The 13,576-nt window shown below is 74.4% G+C and carries 11 protein-coding genes; 6 read left to right on the forward strand and 5 right to left on the reverse strand.

Annotated features, from left to right (window positions below; genetic code table 11):
- Positions 1–458: 458 nt before the first annotated feature.
- On the reverse strand, positions 459–638 hold the full coding sequence (locus Cch01nite_RS10970) for a hypothetical protein (protein WP_203753368.1): 180 nt from the start codon (positions 636–638) through the stop codon (positions 459–461).
- Between the two features lie 424 nt (positions 639–1,062).
- Between Cch01nite_RS10970 and Cch01nite_RS10975 the strand changes: the two genes are divergently transcribed.
- Positions 1,063–2,307 carry a hypothetical protein gene (locus Cch01nite_RS10975; protein WP_203753373.1) on the forward strand — a complete coding sequence of 415 codons (1,245 nt, stop codon included), beginning with the start codon at positions 1,063–1,065 and terminating at the stop codon, positions 2,305–2,307.
- Positions 2,308–2,346: 39 nt separating this feature from the next.
- Positions 2,347–2,898, forward strand: coding sequence for a hypothetical protein (locus tag Cch01nite_RS10980; RefSeq protein WP_203753376.1), 552 nt, complete (start codon positions 2,347–2,349; stop codon positions 2,896–2,898).
- A gap of 66 nt (positions 2,899–2,964) precedes the next feature.
- Here the strand turns inward: Cch01nite_RS10980 and Cch01nite_RS10985 are convergent, their stop codons facing one another.
- A complete protein-coding gene (locus Cch01nite_RS10985; protein WP_203753379.1) occupies positions 2,965–4,449 on the reverse strand; it encodes an HNH endonuclease signature motif containing protein in 1,485 nt (494 codons plus the stop codon).
- Positions 4,450–4,587: 138 nt separating this feature from the next.
- Here Cch01nite_RS10985 and Cch01nite_RS10990 point away from each other — a divergent pair, with 138 nt between their 5' ends.
- The 4 genes from Cch01nite_RS10990 (at position 4,588) to Cch01nite_RS11005 (ending at position 10,735) form a co-directional block, all read left to right on the forward strand.
- Positions 4,588–5,442 (forward strand): 3-ketoacyl-ACP reductase, encoded by an 855-nt coding sequence (locus tag Cch01nite_RS10990; RefSeq protein WP_203753381.1) that lies wholly within the window; start codon positions 4,588–4,590, stop codon positions 5,440–5,442.
- Complete coding sequence (locus tag Cch01nite_RS10995; RefSeq protein ID WP_203753384.1) at positions 5,442–7,622, forward strand: FAD-dependent oxidoreductase; 2,181 nt, start codon at positions 5,442–5,444, stop codon at positions 7,620–7,622. Before Cch01nite_RS10990 ends, Cch01nite_RS10995 begins: the two co-directional genes overlap by 1 nt.
- Positions 7,623–7,702: 80 nt before the next feature.
- The gene (locus Cch01nite_RS11000) at positions 7,703–9,034 is read left to right on the forward strand and encodes an SGNH/GDSL hydrolase family protein (RefSeq protein ID WP_203753387.1); all 1,332 of its coding nucleotides are present in this window, start codon (positions 7,703–7,705) and stop codon (positions 9,032–9,034) included.
- 204 nt (positions 9,035–9,238) lie between these two features.
- A complete protein-coding gene (locus Cch01nite_RS11005; protein ID WP_203753391.1) occupies positions 9,239–10,735 on the forward strand; it encodes a pyridoxal-phosphate dependent enzyme in 1,497 nt (498 codons plus the stop codon).
- Positions 10,736–10,817: 82 nt separating this feature from the next.
- On the opposite strand, the gene Cch01nite_RS11010 is transcribed toward Cch01nite_RS11005, so the two are convergent.
- From Cch01nite_RS11010 to Cch01nite_RS11020, 3 genes are all read right to left on the reverse strand, one after another.
- On the reverse strand, positions 10,818–11,345 hold the full coding sequence (locus Cch01nite_RS11010) for a peptidoglycan-binding domain-containing protein (RefSeq protein ID WP_203753394.1): 528 nt from the start codon (positions 11,343–11,345) through the stop codon (positions 10,818–10,820).
- Positions 11,346–11,468: 123 nt separating this feature from the next.
- On the reverse strand, positions 11,469–12,371 hold the full coding sequence (locus Cch01nite_RS11015; RefSeq protein WP_203753397.1) for a sugar phosphate isomerase/epimerase family protein: 903 nt from the start codon (positions 12,369–12,371) through the stop codon (positions 11,469–11,471).
- Positions 12,368–13,531, reverse strand: coding sequence for a Gfo/Idh/MocA family protein (locus tag Cch01nite_RS11020; protein ID WP_203753400.1), 1,164 nt, complete (start codon positions 13,529–13,531; stop codon positions 12,368–12,370). The genes Cch01nite_RS11015 and Cch01nite_RS11020 overlap by 4 nt, the downstream gene beginning before the upstream one ends.
- Positions 13,532–13,576 lie beyond the last annotated feature (45 nt).

Genomic DNA, 13,576 nt, shown 5'->3' on the forward strand with positions numbered 1-13,576 from the left:
CCGTGCCCTCCGCACGCCCGGCACGGCCGAGCAGCTCGCGACGGACCGCGAGGCGCTAGGGGGCGCAAGTGACGTGACCACCGACGCGACCCCGACGCACTGACGTCGGGGCCGCGTCGGTCGTGCTGGATGGACCTGCACGCACCGGGTCGCCCCGTGGGGACCGGCCCGCGCCGGGTCACCCCGCGGGGACCAGGCCGCGGCGGGTCGCCCCGCGGGGACCAGCCCCCCGCCGTCCGCACCAAGGTCGTGCGTGCCCGTGCGGGCACGGACGGTTCCCCATCGGACGGCCCGATGGCGCGCTCGCGCCTCGGTCCAGGACCGGAGAGTGGGTCCTGACGACCACCGAGCGGGGGACGGATGTCGCGTCACGAGGACCACGAGCCGTCCGCTCAGCGATCCTCCACCTCGCGACCCGACCCACACCTCGCGCTCGAGCGCGCGGCCCCCGACGGCACTCACGTCGGCACGGCGGCCGCCGCCGCCCACCTCGGCACGGCGCCCGCCGCAACCCAGGTCGACACGGCGGCCGCCGCCGCCCGGGTCGACATGGCCGTCGCCGCGGCCCACGCGCGCACGGAGTCCTTGTCACCGGTGGCCGACGCCCGCACGGCGTCCTTGTCGCCGGTCGCCGCCACCCGCACAGCATCGACGCGGACCGCCGCCACCCACACCCCGATGTCCAGCGTGCACGTGCTCGCCCTGCAGCGGGCGGTCGGCAACCGGCGCGTCGCCGATCTCGTCGGCCGCCGCGTCGAGCCCGTCGCACAGCAGGCGACCGGACCTGCCACGGACCCCGTGCTGGAGGCTGCGACCGAGCAGGTGACCGAGGTCCTGTCGGAGCGGATGGCCGAGATGGGCCCAGGCGCGGCACAGGCCGACCGTCCAGCGTCACCGACGTCAGCCACGTCAACCACGTCACCCAGGTCAGCCACGTCACCCGCGTCAGCCGCGTCAGCCACGTCAGCCTCCTCACCCGCGTCAGCCACGTCACCCGCGTCACCTTCGTCACCCACGTCGCTCGCGTCGCCGACGCCGGCAGGCCCGGTCGTCGTCCAGCGGATGCGGACGCTGCTGGCGGCCCTGCGCGCCGCCTTCTACGGCGCACCAGGCAACGCGCTCCGTGGCGGCATGGTCGGTCGCGCACGCGCGCCGGGTCCGGCGAACCCCGGCCTGATCGCACGGTTCTTCGGTCTGCTCGCTCGCCAGGTCGTCGGTCAGGTGCGTCAGCAGGCACTGCCCGCGCCTGGTCCGATCGCCGTTCCGGTTGCGGGGCCGGTTGCGGGGCCGGTCGCGGGGCCGAACCCGCTGACGGCCGCGATCGTCTCGACCGCGATCGTCGCCGCCGCCATGCGCTACCCCGCGCTGCGCCGCATGGCGATGATGCTGGGTCTTGACCCGGCGGCGGTCGCTCCGACGTTGACCGCCGCCCTACCCGGGGCCGCCGGGCAGCAGCCCGCCGGACCCGGCGCGGCGGGCCCGCAGGTCGCCGGCCCGGGCGCGGCAGCTCCTGGCGGCCAGCAGGTCGCCGGCCCGGGCGCGGCAGCTCCCGGAGCCCAGCAGGCCGCCGGCCCAGGCGCGGCAGGTCCCGTGGGGCAGCAGACCGCCGGCCCGGGCGGCACCGGCGGCGGGCAGAACCCGGCGCCGACGCGGACGGACGCGATCGTCCCCGGCCTCTACGCGAGCGTCGACCCGGCGGTCCCACCCACGGGCTGGACGTTCACGGACACCGTGATGCCGCGTCGCGCGGATGTCGTGAGCATCGAGACCCAGGTCGTCGCGCCGACGCGGGAGACCGGCCGCATGGTCCGGTCGTACAACCTGATCACCGGGAACCTCAGTCTCGACGAAGCGTTCCTCCAGCGGATCCCCGGCGACAAGCGGTGGCTGAACATCAGCCCGCCGATGGTGCCGGGCCGGGGGACGCCGCTGGAGACGTACATGACGATCCGCTGCATGAAGCTGTTCGAGAGCGTGGCCGGCGCGTCGTTCTTCGGCCGGACGCGGACCGTCCACATCAGCACGATCGTCAACAGGCGGTCGATGCTCCAGCTCGGGGCGGCGCGCAAGCAGGGCAGGTCGCTCCACGAGGCGGCGCGCACGTGCCACTCGACGACGTACGCGACCAACGCGATCGTCCAGAGCGGCGGGAAGATCGCCTCGGTGAGGTACTCGTTGGGCCAGGGCTCGTGGCTGCCCGCGAGCAGGGCCGTCAGCGACCCGGCGGAGCTCGCGAAGTACGGTCTGGTGCCGACCGACGAGGTCCCTTACTACTTCGACATCGACATCGACGTCGAGCAGGCGTAGCACGTGTCCGAGCGGGTCGGCCGGGGGAAGGGGGTGGGCATGGACGTCCAGAGGGTCGTGGTGGTCCCCGGCGGGGCGCGCGTCACGCGGGTCACCGACGCGGGGGTCGTCGAGGTGCCGCTGCGCGTCGAGCTGCGGCTCGACGACCTCGCCGAGGCCCTCGCCCGAGTGCTGGGCGCGACGGGCACGGTGGCGGACGACAACGCTCCGGCACCGGGTGCCGGCACGCTCGTCGTCGGATCGGTCGACGTGCTCGACGACCTCGCCGGGTCCGGCGCCGACATGGGGTGGGTCGTCGGACTCACGCTCCCGCGGCTGCGGGCGGTGCGGGTCACGTCGGCGTTCGGTCTCGCCGCCGGGGTGGACAGCGACGTCATGCACGCGTGGGCCGACGAAGGCGGAGGCGAAGGCGGAGGCGGAGGCGGAGGCGGAGGCGACGCCATCTACGGCCGTACCGACGTCCGGCTCCCTCGACCCGCCGTGGTCGCCGACGACCCCCTCGACGCGTTCGGCGCGTACGCCCGCATCACGCTCCCCGGCGTCACCGACCTCCCGACCCTGCTGGCCACCTACCTGACCGCCACGCCCTGACCGCCACGCCCTGACCGCCACGCCCTGACCGCCACGCCCTGACCGCCACGCCCTGACCGCCCGCACCTATCCAGGGCGCGGCGACGGCCCGACGGGCGCGACGACCCGCCCGTCAGCGCGGCTGAAGACATAGCTGTGCCCCGGAGGTGCCGAGGGGTCGGACGCACGGGTCGATCCGCGCCGCGGCGTGCCCCGTGGCGTCCCGCGCGCAGCGCCGTCCGGCGGACGGGGCGGCCGCCGGGCGATCGTCAGGTCCTGCCGATGGACCTCGTGGTGGTGGAACGAGCAGAGCGCGACGGCGTTGTCGACGCTGGTGGGCCCGTCGTCCCGGTCCCACCACGCGATGTGGTGCACCTCGCACCACCGGGCCCGCGCCCCGCACCCGGGCCAGCCGCAGCCGCCGTCGCGCACGAGCACCGCCCGGCGTTGCGCTCCTGAGTAGAGGCGAGCGGTCCGGCCGAGGTCGACCGGGACGTCGTGGGCGTCGACGACGACCCTGGTCAGCTCGCAGTCGCACAGGATCCGCGCGACCTCGCTCGCGGGCAGGGGAGTCCCGTCCTCGTCCGTCGGCGGCTCCACGCCGCGGAGCGCGTCCGCGATCGACGGGCGGTGACCGCCCCTGCCTCGCTCCACGACGTGCCGGCCGACCGAGGAGCTCGACCCGTTCTGCCCCGCGCTCCGCACCGGGTCGTTGCCTACCCCACCGGACGCGCGTGCTGCTCGCAGCGCGATCCAGGTGTCCTCCCGCAGCACGACCGACACGTGCGGCCGCACCGCCGCGCCGGGCGTCGTCTCCGGCAGACCCAGCACGGTGTCGGCGATCGCGACGAGGGCGTCGGCGCGGCGCTGGTCCGAGGACCGTTCGTCGTCCGCGGCCGGCCGGGGCGACGCCGCCTCGAGGGCGAGCAGGAGCCGGTGCCCGGCCACCCGGTCGAGCAGCCCCTTCACGTGGGTGCCGCCGGGGGAGTCGGTGACGTGGAGGAACCGTTCGGCTCGTTGCTGCTGGTGCGTGCGCTCGAGCCGGCCGGGGTCGACCTGGGCCGCCCAGCGCGCGACCGCCTTGCCGTAGGCGTCGGCGTCGAGCTGCTCGGCCATCGCGACGAGCTGGGCCTGGCCCTCGTCCGAGCGGATGCGCGAGGCGACCGCGTCCGACGCTGTCGAGGTGGCGCGCGCGACGACGTCGAGGTGGGGAGCGCTCATGCCGCCGGTGACGACCGCCTGCGCCACGCGCGGCAGCGAGGCGAGGGTGTCGGCCTGCCGGACCTGGTGCGAGGCCGCGCGGACGCCCGTGTGCGAGGTGCGGGCGTGCCACGACTCGAAGCTCCGGTCGCCCGACCCCGACCAGCCGTTCGCCGCGCGCTCGGCGACGAGGAGGTGGGACCGCGCCGCCGTCACGAGCGCGACCGTGCGTTCGAGGGCGCCGAGGGCCGCTCGCCGTTCGGGCTCGGTCCAGCCTGCAGCCGTCCGGGCGGTGGCGACCAGCCGCTCGGCCGACCGGACGAGCGCGTCGACGTCGGGCAGCACGGCCCGACCGTCTTCTGCGCGCTCCATCCACCCTCCTTGTTCGAACGTATGTACGAATCCTACCGAATCCAGCCCGCGGGCCACAAGGCAGGAAAGCGCTTGCCAAACGCCGGACCGGATGCCACGATCGACACAGGAACCCCGCACCACCACTGGAAGGCAACGATGCCCCCCGTCGCACTCGTCACCGGAGGGAACCGCGGCATCGGCCTCGGCATCACCCGCCGCCTGCTCACCGACGGCTTCGCCGTCTCGATCCTCGCGACCCGAGAGGAACCGGCCGACCTCCTCGCTGAGCTGCGTGCCGACGCAGGCGGCGATGACAGGGTCCGCTACGTCCGCGGCTCGGTCGCGGACCTCCACGACCACGCCCGCTACGTCGACGACGCGGTCGACGCCTGGGGCCGGCTGGACCTGCTGGTCAACAACGCGGGCGTGGCGCCGACGGTCCGGTCCGACCTGCTCGACGCGACGGCAGAGAGCTTCGACCGGGTCCTCGGCATCAACCTGCGCGGCCCGTACTTCCTCACGCAGACGTTCGCCCGGCGCGTCGTCGAGCTCCGCGACAAGGCCGCCGCGAACCGCGCCGAGGCGGGCGACGTGGTGCCCCGGCCGGAGGACCGGCCGGCGCCCGCGCAGGAGGAGAGCGCGCCGACGGCCCCCGTCGCGACGATCGTCAACGTCTCGTCCATCTCGGCCACCACGGTGTCCACGAACCGCGGCGACTACTGCGTCTCGAAGGCGGGCGTCGCGATGGCCACCCAGCTCTGGGCGGTCCGTCTCGCCCCGGAGGGCATCGTGGTCTACGAGGTCCGCCCAGGTGTGATTGCGACGGACATGACGGCCGGCGTCACGCAGAAGTACGACGAGATGATCGAGAACGGCCTGGCCCCGGTCAACCGCTGGGGGAGGCCGGCCGACGTCGCGGGCGCCGTCGCGATCCTGGCGAGCGGCCAGACCCCGTACTCGACCGGCGAGGTGTTCCACGTCGACGGCGGCATGCACATCCCGGTGCTGTGATGCGCGAGGAGACGATGCGCATCGGCGGGCACGACGTCCCCGTCGTCACCGTGAACACGGTGGTGGTCGGCACCGGCTCGGCGGGCTTCTGCGCCGCGGACCGGCTGTGGGAGCTGGGCCAGGACGACGTCGTCATGGTTGCGGACAAGGTGAACGCGGGGTCGAGCCGCAACGCGGGCAGCGACAAGCAGACGTACTACAAGCTCACGCTCAGCGGCGGCGACGGCGACAGCGTCCGGGAGATGGCGCAGACGCTGTTCAGCGGCGGCGCGATGGACGGCGACAACGCCCTCGCCGAGGCCGCGCTCAGTGCCCGAGGATTCCTGAGGCTGTGCGACCTCGGCGTCCCGTTCCCGCAGAACCGGTTCGGCGAGTTCATCGGCTACAAGACGGACCACGACCCGCGCCGTCGGGCCACGTCGGTCGGGCCGTACACGAGCCGCAGCATGGTCGAGCAGCTGGAGAAGAAGGTCCACCGCAACGGCACCCGGATCTTCGACGGGTGCCGCGTGGTCGACGTGATCACCCGCGCCGGAGAGGTCCAAGGAGTCCTCACGCTCAGGACGGACGTCCCCCACGACGGCGAGCGCAGCCCGTGGCTCCTGTTCCGCTGCACGAACCTCGTCTACGCGACGGGCGGCCCGGCGGGGATGTACGCGACGCGCGTCTTCCCGAACGGTCAGTGGGGTGCGTCGGGGGCCGCCTACCGGGCGGGCGTGCACGGCAAGAACCTCACGGAGTGGCAGTTCGGCCTGGCGTCGACCAAGCCGCGCTGGAACGTCTCCGGCACGTACATGCAGGTGGTGCCGAGGTTCGTCTCGACGGACCAGGACGGTGACGACGAACGCGAGTTCCTCACCGAGGCGATCCCCGACTACGGCCGGCTGATGTCCCTCACGTTCCTCAAGGGCTACCAGTGGCCGTTCGACATCCGGAAGGCTCGCGACGGGTCGAGCCTCATCGACCTGCTCGTCTACCGCGAGACGGTCCTGCGCGGGCGGCGCGTGTTCCTGGACTTCCGACGCAACCCGGTCCGCGACACGTTCGACGCCGAGGAGCTCGGCCCGGAGGCCCACGACTACCTGGAGCGGGCGGGCGTGCTGTTCGGCACCCCGATCGAGCGGCTGCGCCGCATGAACGAGCCCGCCTACCAGTTCTACCTGCACAAGAACCCGTACGTGGACCTGGAGCAGGAGCTGCTCGAGGTCGACGTGTGCGCGCAGCACAACAACGGCGGTCTCGTCGTGGACGCGTGGTGGCAGTCGAACGTCGCGGGGTTCTTCCCGGTCGGTGAGGCGGGCGGCGCGCACGGCGTGTACCGGCCGGGCGGTGCCGCGCTGAACTCCGGGCAGGTCGGCGCGACGCGGGCGGCGCAGTTCGTCGCGGCCCGACGGACGCAGGACCCCGTGCCGGACGACGAGTTCGCGTCGACCGCCGGGCCCGTGCTCGACGCGGCGGTCGCGCTGCTCGACGGCGCCGGCCGGCGCGCGGCGGACGGCACCCCCGACAACACGGGCGACCTCCTGCGCGCCGTGCAGGTGCTGATGTCCGCGAAGGCCGGCCCGGTCCGTTCCGCGCGGTCCATCGAGGAGGCGCTCGACGAGGTCCACGGCTGGCTCGCGCAGTACGACGGGTCCGTCAGCGCGGACCTGCGGTCCCGCCGGTCCGCCGACCGCACGTTCCTCGTCCGCGACATCCTCACCTGCGCGTACGTGTACCTGTCGGCGATGGCCGACTACGTCGCGCACGGCGGCCGGTCGCGCGGCTCGGTCCTCTACACCGATCCGTCGGGCGACCTGCCACGCGTCGGCCACGGCCCGCACGCGGACGACGAGCTCGACCTGCCGGACACGTTCCGCTTCCGGCTCGACGGGGGCGCGCTCGACGACGTCGTCCAGGAGTCCGCGTGGACCCCGCCGCGGCCCGACGCGCTCGACGTCACGGCCGACGGACCCGCGGCCGGTCCGTCGCGGCCCGACGCCCCCGGCGAGCCGAGATCCACGGCCGACGGACCCGGCACCCCGACCGGGAGCCCGTGGACCGCGGTCGTCGAACGCAAGCCCGACGACGCCGCAGGCACCCCGACCTTCCGGTGGCGCCCGCGGCGGCCGGTGCCGGAGGACGACGACTTCTTCGAGAACGTCTGGCGGGAGTTCCGCGAGCACGGCAACATCCACTGACCTGCACGCCCGCCTGCACCACCCGCCCAGCACCACCCGCCCAGCACCGCCCGACCTGCCACGCCCGACCGGGGAGCACGATGACGACCGGCACCATCCGCACCGCCACCGACGGACCCGCGACGCGCACCCTCCCGTTCACGGTCGCCCTGCCGAGCAGCCGGGTCGAGGTCCGCGGGGCGGCGTGGGTCGAGGAGACCGACCGTGGCGCGCTCCCGCACCGCCTCCCGGCGTGGACGCGTGCGCAGCTGCCCGACGACTTCATGGCGCTGTGCGACGTGCAGCCGGCCGGTGCCCGTCTGCGCTTCCGCACGGCGGCCACGAGGATCGCGCTCGACGTCGACGTGCTGCGCGTGGCCGTCGACCCGCAGCCGCCCGCGGCGGCCCAGAGGTGGGACGTGGTCGTCGACGGCGTGCTCGTCGACCAGGCTCCCGGCTTCGGCGTGGCCGCCGAGGCCGGCACGGTGGAGCTCGACCCGCTGCGCGGCACCACGGTCGAGCATCCCGGCCGGCCGACCACCGTCCGGTTCGTGCTCCCGATCGAGCCGATCGACCCGATCGAGCCGATCGACCCGGACGACCACCGCGACCCGGACGACCACCGCGACCCGGGCGACCGCGACCCCGGAGACCGCGACCCGGGGCTCCCGGCCGCGCCGAGGACCGTCGAGGTGTGGCTCCCGTACGCCGAGACGGTCCGCCTGCGTGCGCTGTCCGCCGACGCGCCCGTGCAGCCGCCCCGCCCGCTCCCGTCGTCGACCCGCCGCTGGGTGCACCACGGCTCGTCGATCAGCCACGGCGCCGCCGCGGACCGCCCGACGGGCACGTGGGTCGTCACCGCAGCCCGAGCGGCGGGCGTCGACCTGGTGAACCTCGGCTTCTCGGGCAACGCGGTGCTCGACCCGTTCGTCGCGCGCGCGATCCGGGACCAGCGGGCGGACGTCGTCACCCTCAAGCTCGGCATCAACGTCGTCAACCACGACTGCTTCCGCCGCCGCACGTTCGCCCCGGCGGTGCACGGCTTCCTCGACATCATCCGCGAGGGCCTGCCGACCACGCCGGTCGTCGTCGTCTCGCCGCTGCTGTGCCCGCTCGTCGAGGACACCCCCGGCCCGACGTCCATCGACCCGGCCTCGCCCGACGGGCAGCCGGTGTTCCGCACGCACGGCTCGCCCGACGAGGTCGCCGACGGCAAGCTCACGCTGCAGGTGATCCGCGACGAGCTGGCCCGGCTGGTGGCCGCCCGGCGCGCGGCGGGCGACGACGCGCTGCACTACGTTGACGGCCGCGAGCTGTACGGCGAGGACGACGCGGCCGCCCTCCCGATGGCGGACCTGCTGCACCCCGACCCGCCGGCGCACGCGCTGATCGGGGAGCGCTTCGCCCGGGTCCTGGGTGCCGTGCTGCGCTGACGGGCTGCGCCGGCGGGCACCACGGACGGGCACCACGGACGGGCACCACGGACGGGCACCACACTGCGAGACGACGCACCCGGGTCATTGACCGCGGCGGCCGACCGGTCCACGATCCGCGGCGTCACGGGTCCCCCCGGTCGGCTGAGCCGGCTGCCGGCGACGCTCTGCCCGAGCCCGCGCCGACCCGCACCGAGGAGCCCCATGGCCGCCTACGACTCCCTGCTCGACGCCGTCGGCGGGACCCCGCTGATCCGGCTCAACCGGTTGACCGCGGACCTCGCGCCGACCGTCTACGTCAAGCTCGAGTACCTCAACCCGGGTGGCTCCGTGAAGGACCGCGCCGCCCGGTGGATGGTGCTCGAGGCGATCCGGGCGGGCGCGCTGCGACCGGGCGGCACGATCGTCGAGGGCACGTCGGGCAACACGGGCATCGGCCTCGCGCAGGCCGCCGTGCAGCTGGGCTTCCCGATCGTCGTGGTGGTGCCGGACAAGACGGCCGTCGAGAAGATCGCGGCGCTGCGGGCCTACGGCGCGCGGGTCGTCGTCACCGGGTCGGGCTTCCCGCGCGAGCACCCGGAGTCGGTGCGGTCCATCGCGCACCGGCTCGCCGAGGAGCTCCCGGGTGGCTGGCTCGCGAACCAGTACGACAACCCCGACAACCCGCGTGCCCACCGGGAGTCGACCGGCCCCGAGATCTGGGCCGACACCGGTGGCCGGGTCACGCACCTGGTGGCGGGCGTCGGGACGGGCGGCACGATCACGGGCACGGGCGAGCACCTCAAGGAGGTCAGCGGGGGCCGGGTGACCGTCGTGGGGGCCGACCCGCTCACGTCGACGTACTCAGGCGGGGACGGCAGCCCGTTCTTCGTCGAGGCCGCCGGCCACTACCGCCACCCGGAGACGCTCGACGACGTGTGGCCCGAGTCGTTCCACCCGGCCGTCGTCGACCGGTTCGAGGCGATCGGCGACCGGGAGTCGGTCCACACCCTGCTCCGTCTGGCCCGGCTCGAGGGGATCCTCGTGGGCGGGTCGGCGGGGCTGGCGCTGGCGGCCGCGCTGCGCACCGCGCGGGACCTGGGCCCGGACGACGTCGTCGTCGCGCTGCTGCCCGACTCGGGGCGCGCGTACCTGTCGAAGTACCTGGACGAGGCCTGGCTGCGCCGGTTCGGGTTCGTCGACGAGCCCGTCGCCGACCTGCCGGGCCTCGACGACGGCCGCCCGCGGGTGCTCGACGCGCTGCGTGCCGCGGGCCGCGACGTGCCCGACGCCGCCCGCGCCGACGCCGAGCGGGTCCTCGTTCTCGACGAGACCCTCGACGCCGCCGAGGCCGCCGGGCGGGTCGAGCGGGCGCTCGCCACCGGCACGCTCGACGCGGCGGCGCCCGTCCCTGTCGTGCTCACCCGGGAGCGGCGGGACCTGGCCCCGGCCGTGACGGAGGTCCGCGGCGTCGTCGACCTGCCGGCTCTGCGCCGCGCGGCCGCCGGCACGACGGTCGGTGACGTCGCCGGCCCGGCCCTGCCGGTCGTCGGCACCGGTGAGGCGGTCGCCGACGTGCTGGAGCGCTGGCCGGACGGCGTCGGGCACGCGGTGGTGCTGCGTGACGGGCGCGCCGTCGCCGTGGTCGCCCGCGAGGTGCTCGCCCCGGCCGGCGACCTCGACGTGGTCCGGCCGGACCTGGTGGCGGCGACCTCCTCCTGACCCGGTGCCGGGCGACGGCTGCCGCGGGTGCCGCGTGGCCTGGCGGGTCGGGTCGGACGCGCCAGGCCGCACGGTCGGTCCGCTACGCGAGGTAGTGGCAGGGAGTCGTGAGCGCGTGCGACGAGGTCACCGTCGGGTGCTTCATCGCGGCGGACGTGTTGATGCCGTAGATGCCGTCCGCCCCACCCTTGGCGAACGTGATGGCCTGGACGCTCTTGACGGCGGCGGTGGTGTTCGCCCCGTAGATGCCGTCCACCGTGAGGTTGTAGCCGTAGCAGAGGTTCAGCGTCCGCTGGAGAAGACCCACGCCCGTCTCGTCGGGGCTGGTCGTGTAGACGTTGCCGGTCCAGTCGCCCTTCTGGTTGGTCCCGATCGGGATGTTGCAGCCGATGGAGCCGTAGTAGCTCGGCGCCGCGACCTGGACGGGACCGTCCAGGGCCGCCATCGGGTACGGGGACGTGAAGAAGTTCCCCCAGCCGTGACGGCAGATCGGGGGCGCGGCGCTCGAGGCGGACGCCGTCACCCCGACACCCACGATCACCAGGACGGCCGCCATGGCCGATCGGACGAGCAGCGTGACCGTGCGCGACGTGCGGGTCGTGATCTTCATGTCCCTGTCTCTCTTTGTGCTGTCGATGTGCTTCAGGGCCGTGCGCCCGGCAGGAGCCTGGCATGCGGCACACCGGGCAGAAGCGACATCGGCGCACTGTGATGCACGGCACGTCGCGGCCGGTCACAGGTACGGCAGCACGTGCTCCCGGTACCGGGCGGCGACCCTCGCGACGGTCTCGTCTCCCGGCACGTCCCAGATCTCCTGCCGGAAGATCTCCACCTCGACGTCCCCGGTGTACCCGGCCTCGGCGACCCAGCGCGTGATCGTCGCGAAGTCGACGTACCCGTCGCCGACGTGCCCGCGGGACAGCAGCGCGTCGGCCGCGAGCGGCAGCACGAAGTCGCCGACCTGGTACGACGCGATCCGGCCGGCGGCCCCCGCGCGGGCGATCTGCCGCCGCAGGTCCGGGTCCCACCACACGTGGTAGGTGTCGACGACGACGCCGACGGCCTCGGCCGGGAACGGGTCGGCGATGTCGAGGGCCTGCCCGAGCGTCGAGATGACGGCCCGGTCGGCGGCGAACATCGGGTGCAGCGGTTCGAGCACGAGGCGCACCCCGTGCCCGGCGGCGAACGGGGCGAGGTCGCCGATCCGCTCGACGACCCGCTCGCGCGCGGCGACGAGGTCCCGCGCCGCGTCGGGCCCGCCGGGAGCGGGGTACGCGGACGCCGGGCCGCCCGGGGTCGTCGCGGCGGGCAGCCCGCCGACGACCATGATCAGCTCGCGCGTCCCGAGGGTCGCGGCCTCGACGACCGCGCGCCGGTTGTCGTCGAGCGCGGCGCGGGCCGCCGTGTCGTCGGCCGCGGTGAGGAACCCGCCGCGGCACAGCGACGAGACGCGCAGCCCGGCGTCGGCGACGATCCGGGCGGCCTTGTCGATGCCCGCCTCCTGCACGCGGTCCCGCCACAGGCCGACCGCGGGCAGCCCTGCGCGGACGGCACCGTTGACGGCCTCCTGCAGGGTCCACCGCTTGGTCGTCGCGGTGTTCAGCGACAGCCGCGCGAGGCTCGCGTCCTCGGTCACAGCTCGATCTCCGGGATGTCCAGCCGCCGCCCCTCGGCCGACGACCGCAGCCCCAGCTCGGCGAGCTGCACACCGCGCGCGGCCGACAGGAGGTCGAAGCGGTGCGGCCGCCCCGCGACGACGTCCGCCAGGAACTCCTCCCACTGCAGCTTGAACCCGTTGTCGAGGTCCCCGTTGGCGGGCACCTCGAGCCACTGCTCACGGAACGGCTCGGTGACGGGTAGGTCCGGGTTCCACACGGGCTTGGGCGTGTGCGCCCGCTGCTGCGCGACGCACTTGCGCAGCCCGGCGACGGCCGACCCGTGCGTCCCGTCCACCTGGAACTCGACGAGCTCGTCCCGGTACACGCGCACGGCCCACGACGAGTTGATCTGCGCGACCACCGGGTCGCCCGCCGGCGTGACGACGTCGAAGATCCCGTACGCGGCGTCGTCGGCCGTGGCCGTGTACTCGCGTCCCTGCTCGTCCCAGCGCGTCGGGATGTGCGTGACGGTCGTGGCGGTGACGGTGCGGACGGTGCCGAGGATGCCTTCGAGGACGTAGTTCCAGTGGCAGAACATGTCGGTCGTCATGCCACCGCCGTCCTCCTTGCGGTAGTTCCACGACGGGCGCTGCGCGGCCTGCTGGTCGCCCTCGAACACCCAGTACCCGAACTCGCCGCGCAGCGACAGGATGCGGCCGAAGAAGCCCTCGTCGACGAGCCGGCGGAGCTTGACCAGGCCGGGCAGGTAGAGCTTGTCGTGCACGACTCCGGCGGTGACGCCCGTGCCCTCGCGCAGCCGGGCGAGGTCGATCGCCTCGGCGAGCGTCTCGGCGGTGGGCTTCTCGGTGTAGACGTGCTTGCCGGCCTTCATCGCCTTGGTGAGGGTCTCGGCGCGCAGGCTCGTCATCGACGCGTCGAACACGATGTCCGTGGCCGGGTCGTCGATGACCGCGTCGAGGTCCGTGGTCCACCGCTCGACGCCGTGCAGCTCGGCGATCTCGCGGACCTTGTCGGCGTTGCGCCCGACGAGCACCGGCTCGACCTGCACGCGCGTGCCGTCGGGCAGCGTGATCCCGCCCTGGTCGCGGATCGGCAGGATCGACCGGACGAGGTGCTGCCGGTAGCCCATCCGGCCGGTGATGCCGTTCATCGCGATGCGCAGGGTGCGGGTGGTCATGGGGCTGCTCCGAGGTGCGGGGACCGTGTCGGTCGGGCCGGGCGC

The sequence above is a fragment of the Cellulomonas chitinilytica genome (genome assembly GCF_016862675.1).
Taxonomy (GTDB): domain Bacteria; phylum Actinomycetota; class Actinomycetes; order Actinomycetales; family Cellulomonadaceae; genus Cellulomonas; species Cellulomonas chitinilytica.

Bases quoted from the DNA above. Each gene is read 5' to 3' on its own strand.
- Cch01nite_RS11020 (WP_203753400.1), bottom strand. From the start codon at position 13,531: ATGACCACCCGCACCCTGCGCATCGCGATGAACGGCATCACCGGCCGG.
- Cch01nite_RS10985 (WP_203753379.1), bottom strand. From the start codon at position 4,449: ATGGAGCGCGCAGAAGACGGTCGGGCCGTGCTGCCCGACGTCGACGCG.
- Cch01nite_RS11005 (WP_203753391.1), top strand. From the start codon at position 9,239: ATGGCCGCCTACGACTCCCTGCTCGACGCCGTCGGCGGGACCCCGCTG.
- Cch01nite_RS11010 (WP_203753394.1), bottom strand. From the start codon at position 11,345: ATGAAGATCACGACCCGCACGTCGCGCACGGTCACGCTGCTCGTCCGA.
- Cch01nite_RS10995 (WP_203753384.1), top strand. From the start codon at position 5,442: ATGCGCGAGGAGACGATGCGCATCGGCGGGCACGACGTCCCCGTCGTC.
- Cch01nite_RS10990 (WP_203753381.1), top strand. From the start codon at position 4,588: ATGCCCCCCGTCGCACTCGTCACCGGAGGGAACCGCGGCATCGGCCTC.
- Cch01nite_RS11000 (WP_203753387.1), top strand. From the start codon at position 7,703: ATGACGACCGGCACCATCCGCACCGCCACCGACGGACCCGCGACGCGC.
- Cch01nite_RS10980 (WP_203753376.1), top strand. From the start codon at position 2,347: ATGGACGTCCAGAGGGTCGTGGTGGTCCCCGGCGGGGCGCGCGTCACG.
- Cch01nite_RS10975 (WP_203753373.1), top strand. From the start codon at position 1,063: ATGCGGACGCTGCTGGCGGCCCTGCGCGCCGCCTTCTACGGCGCACCA.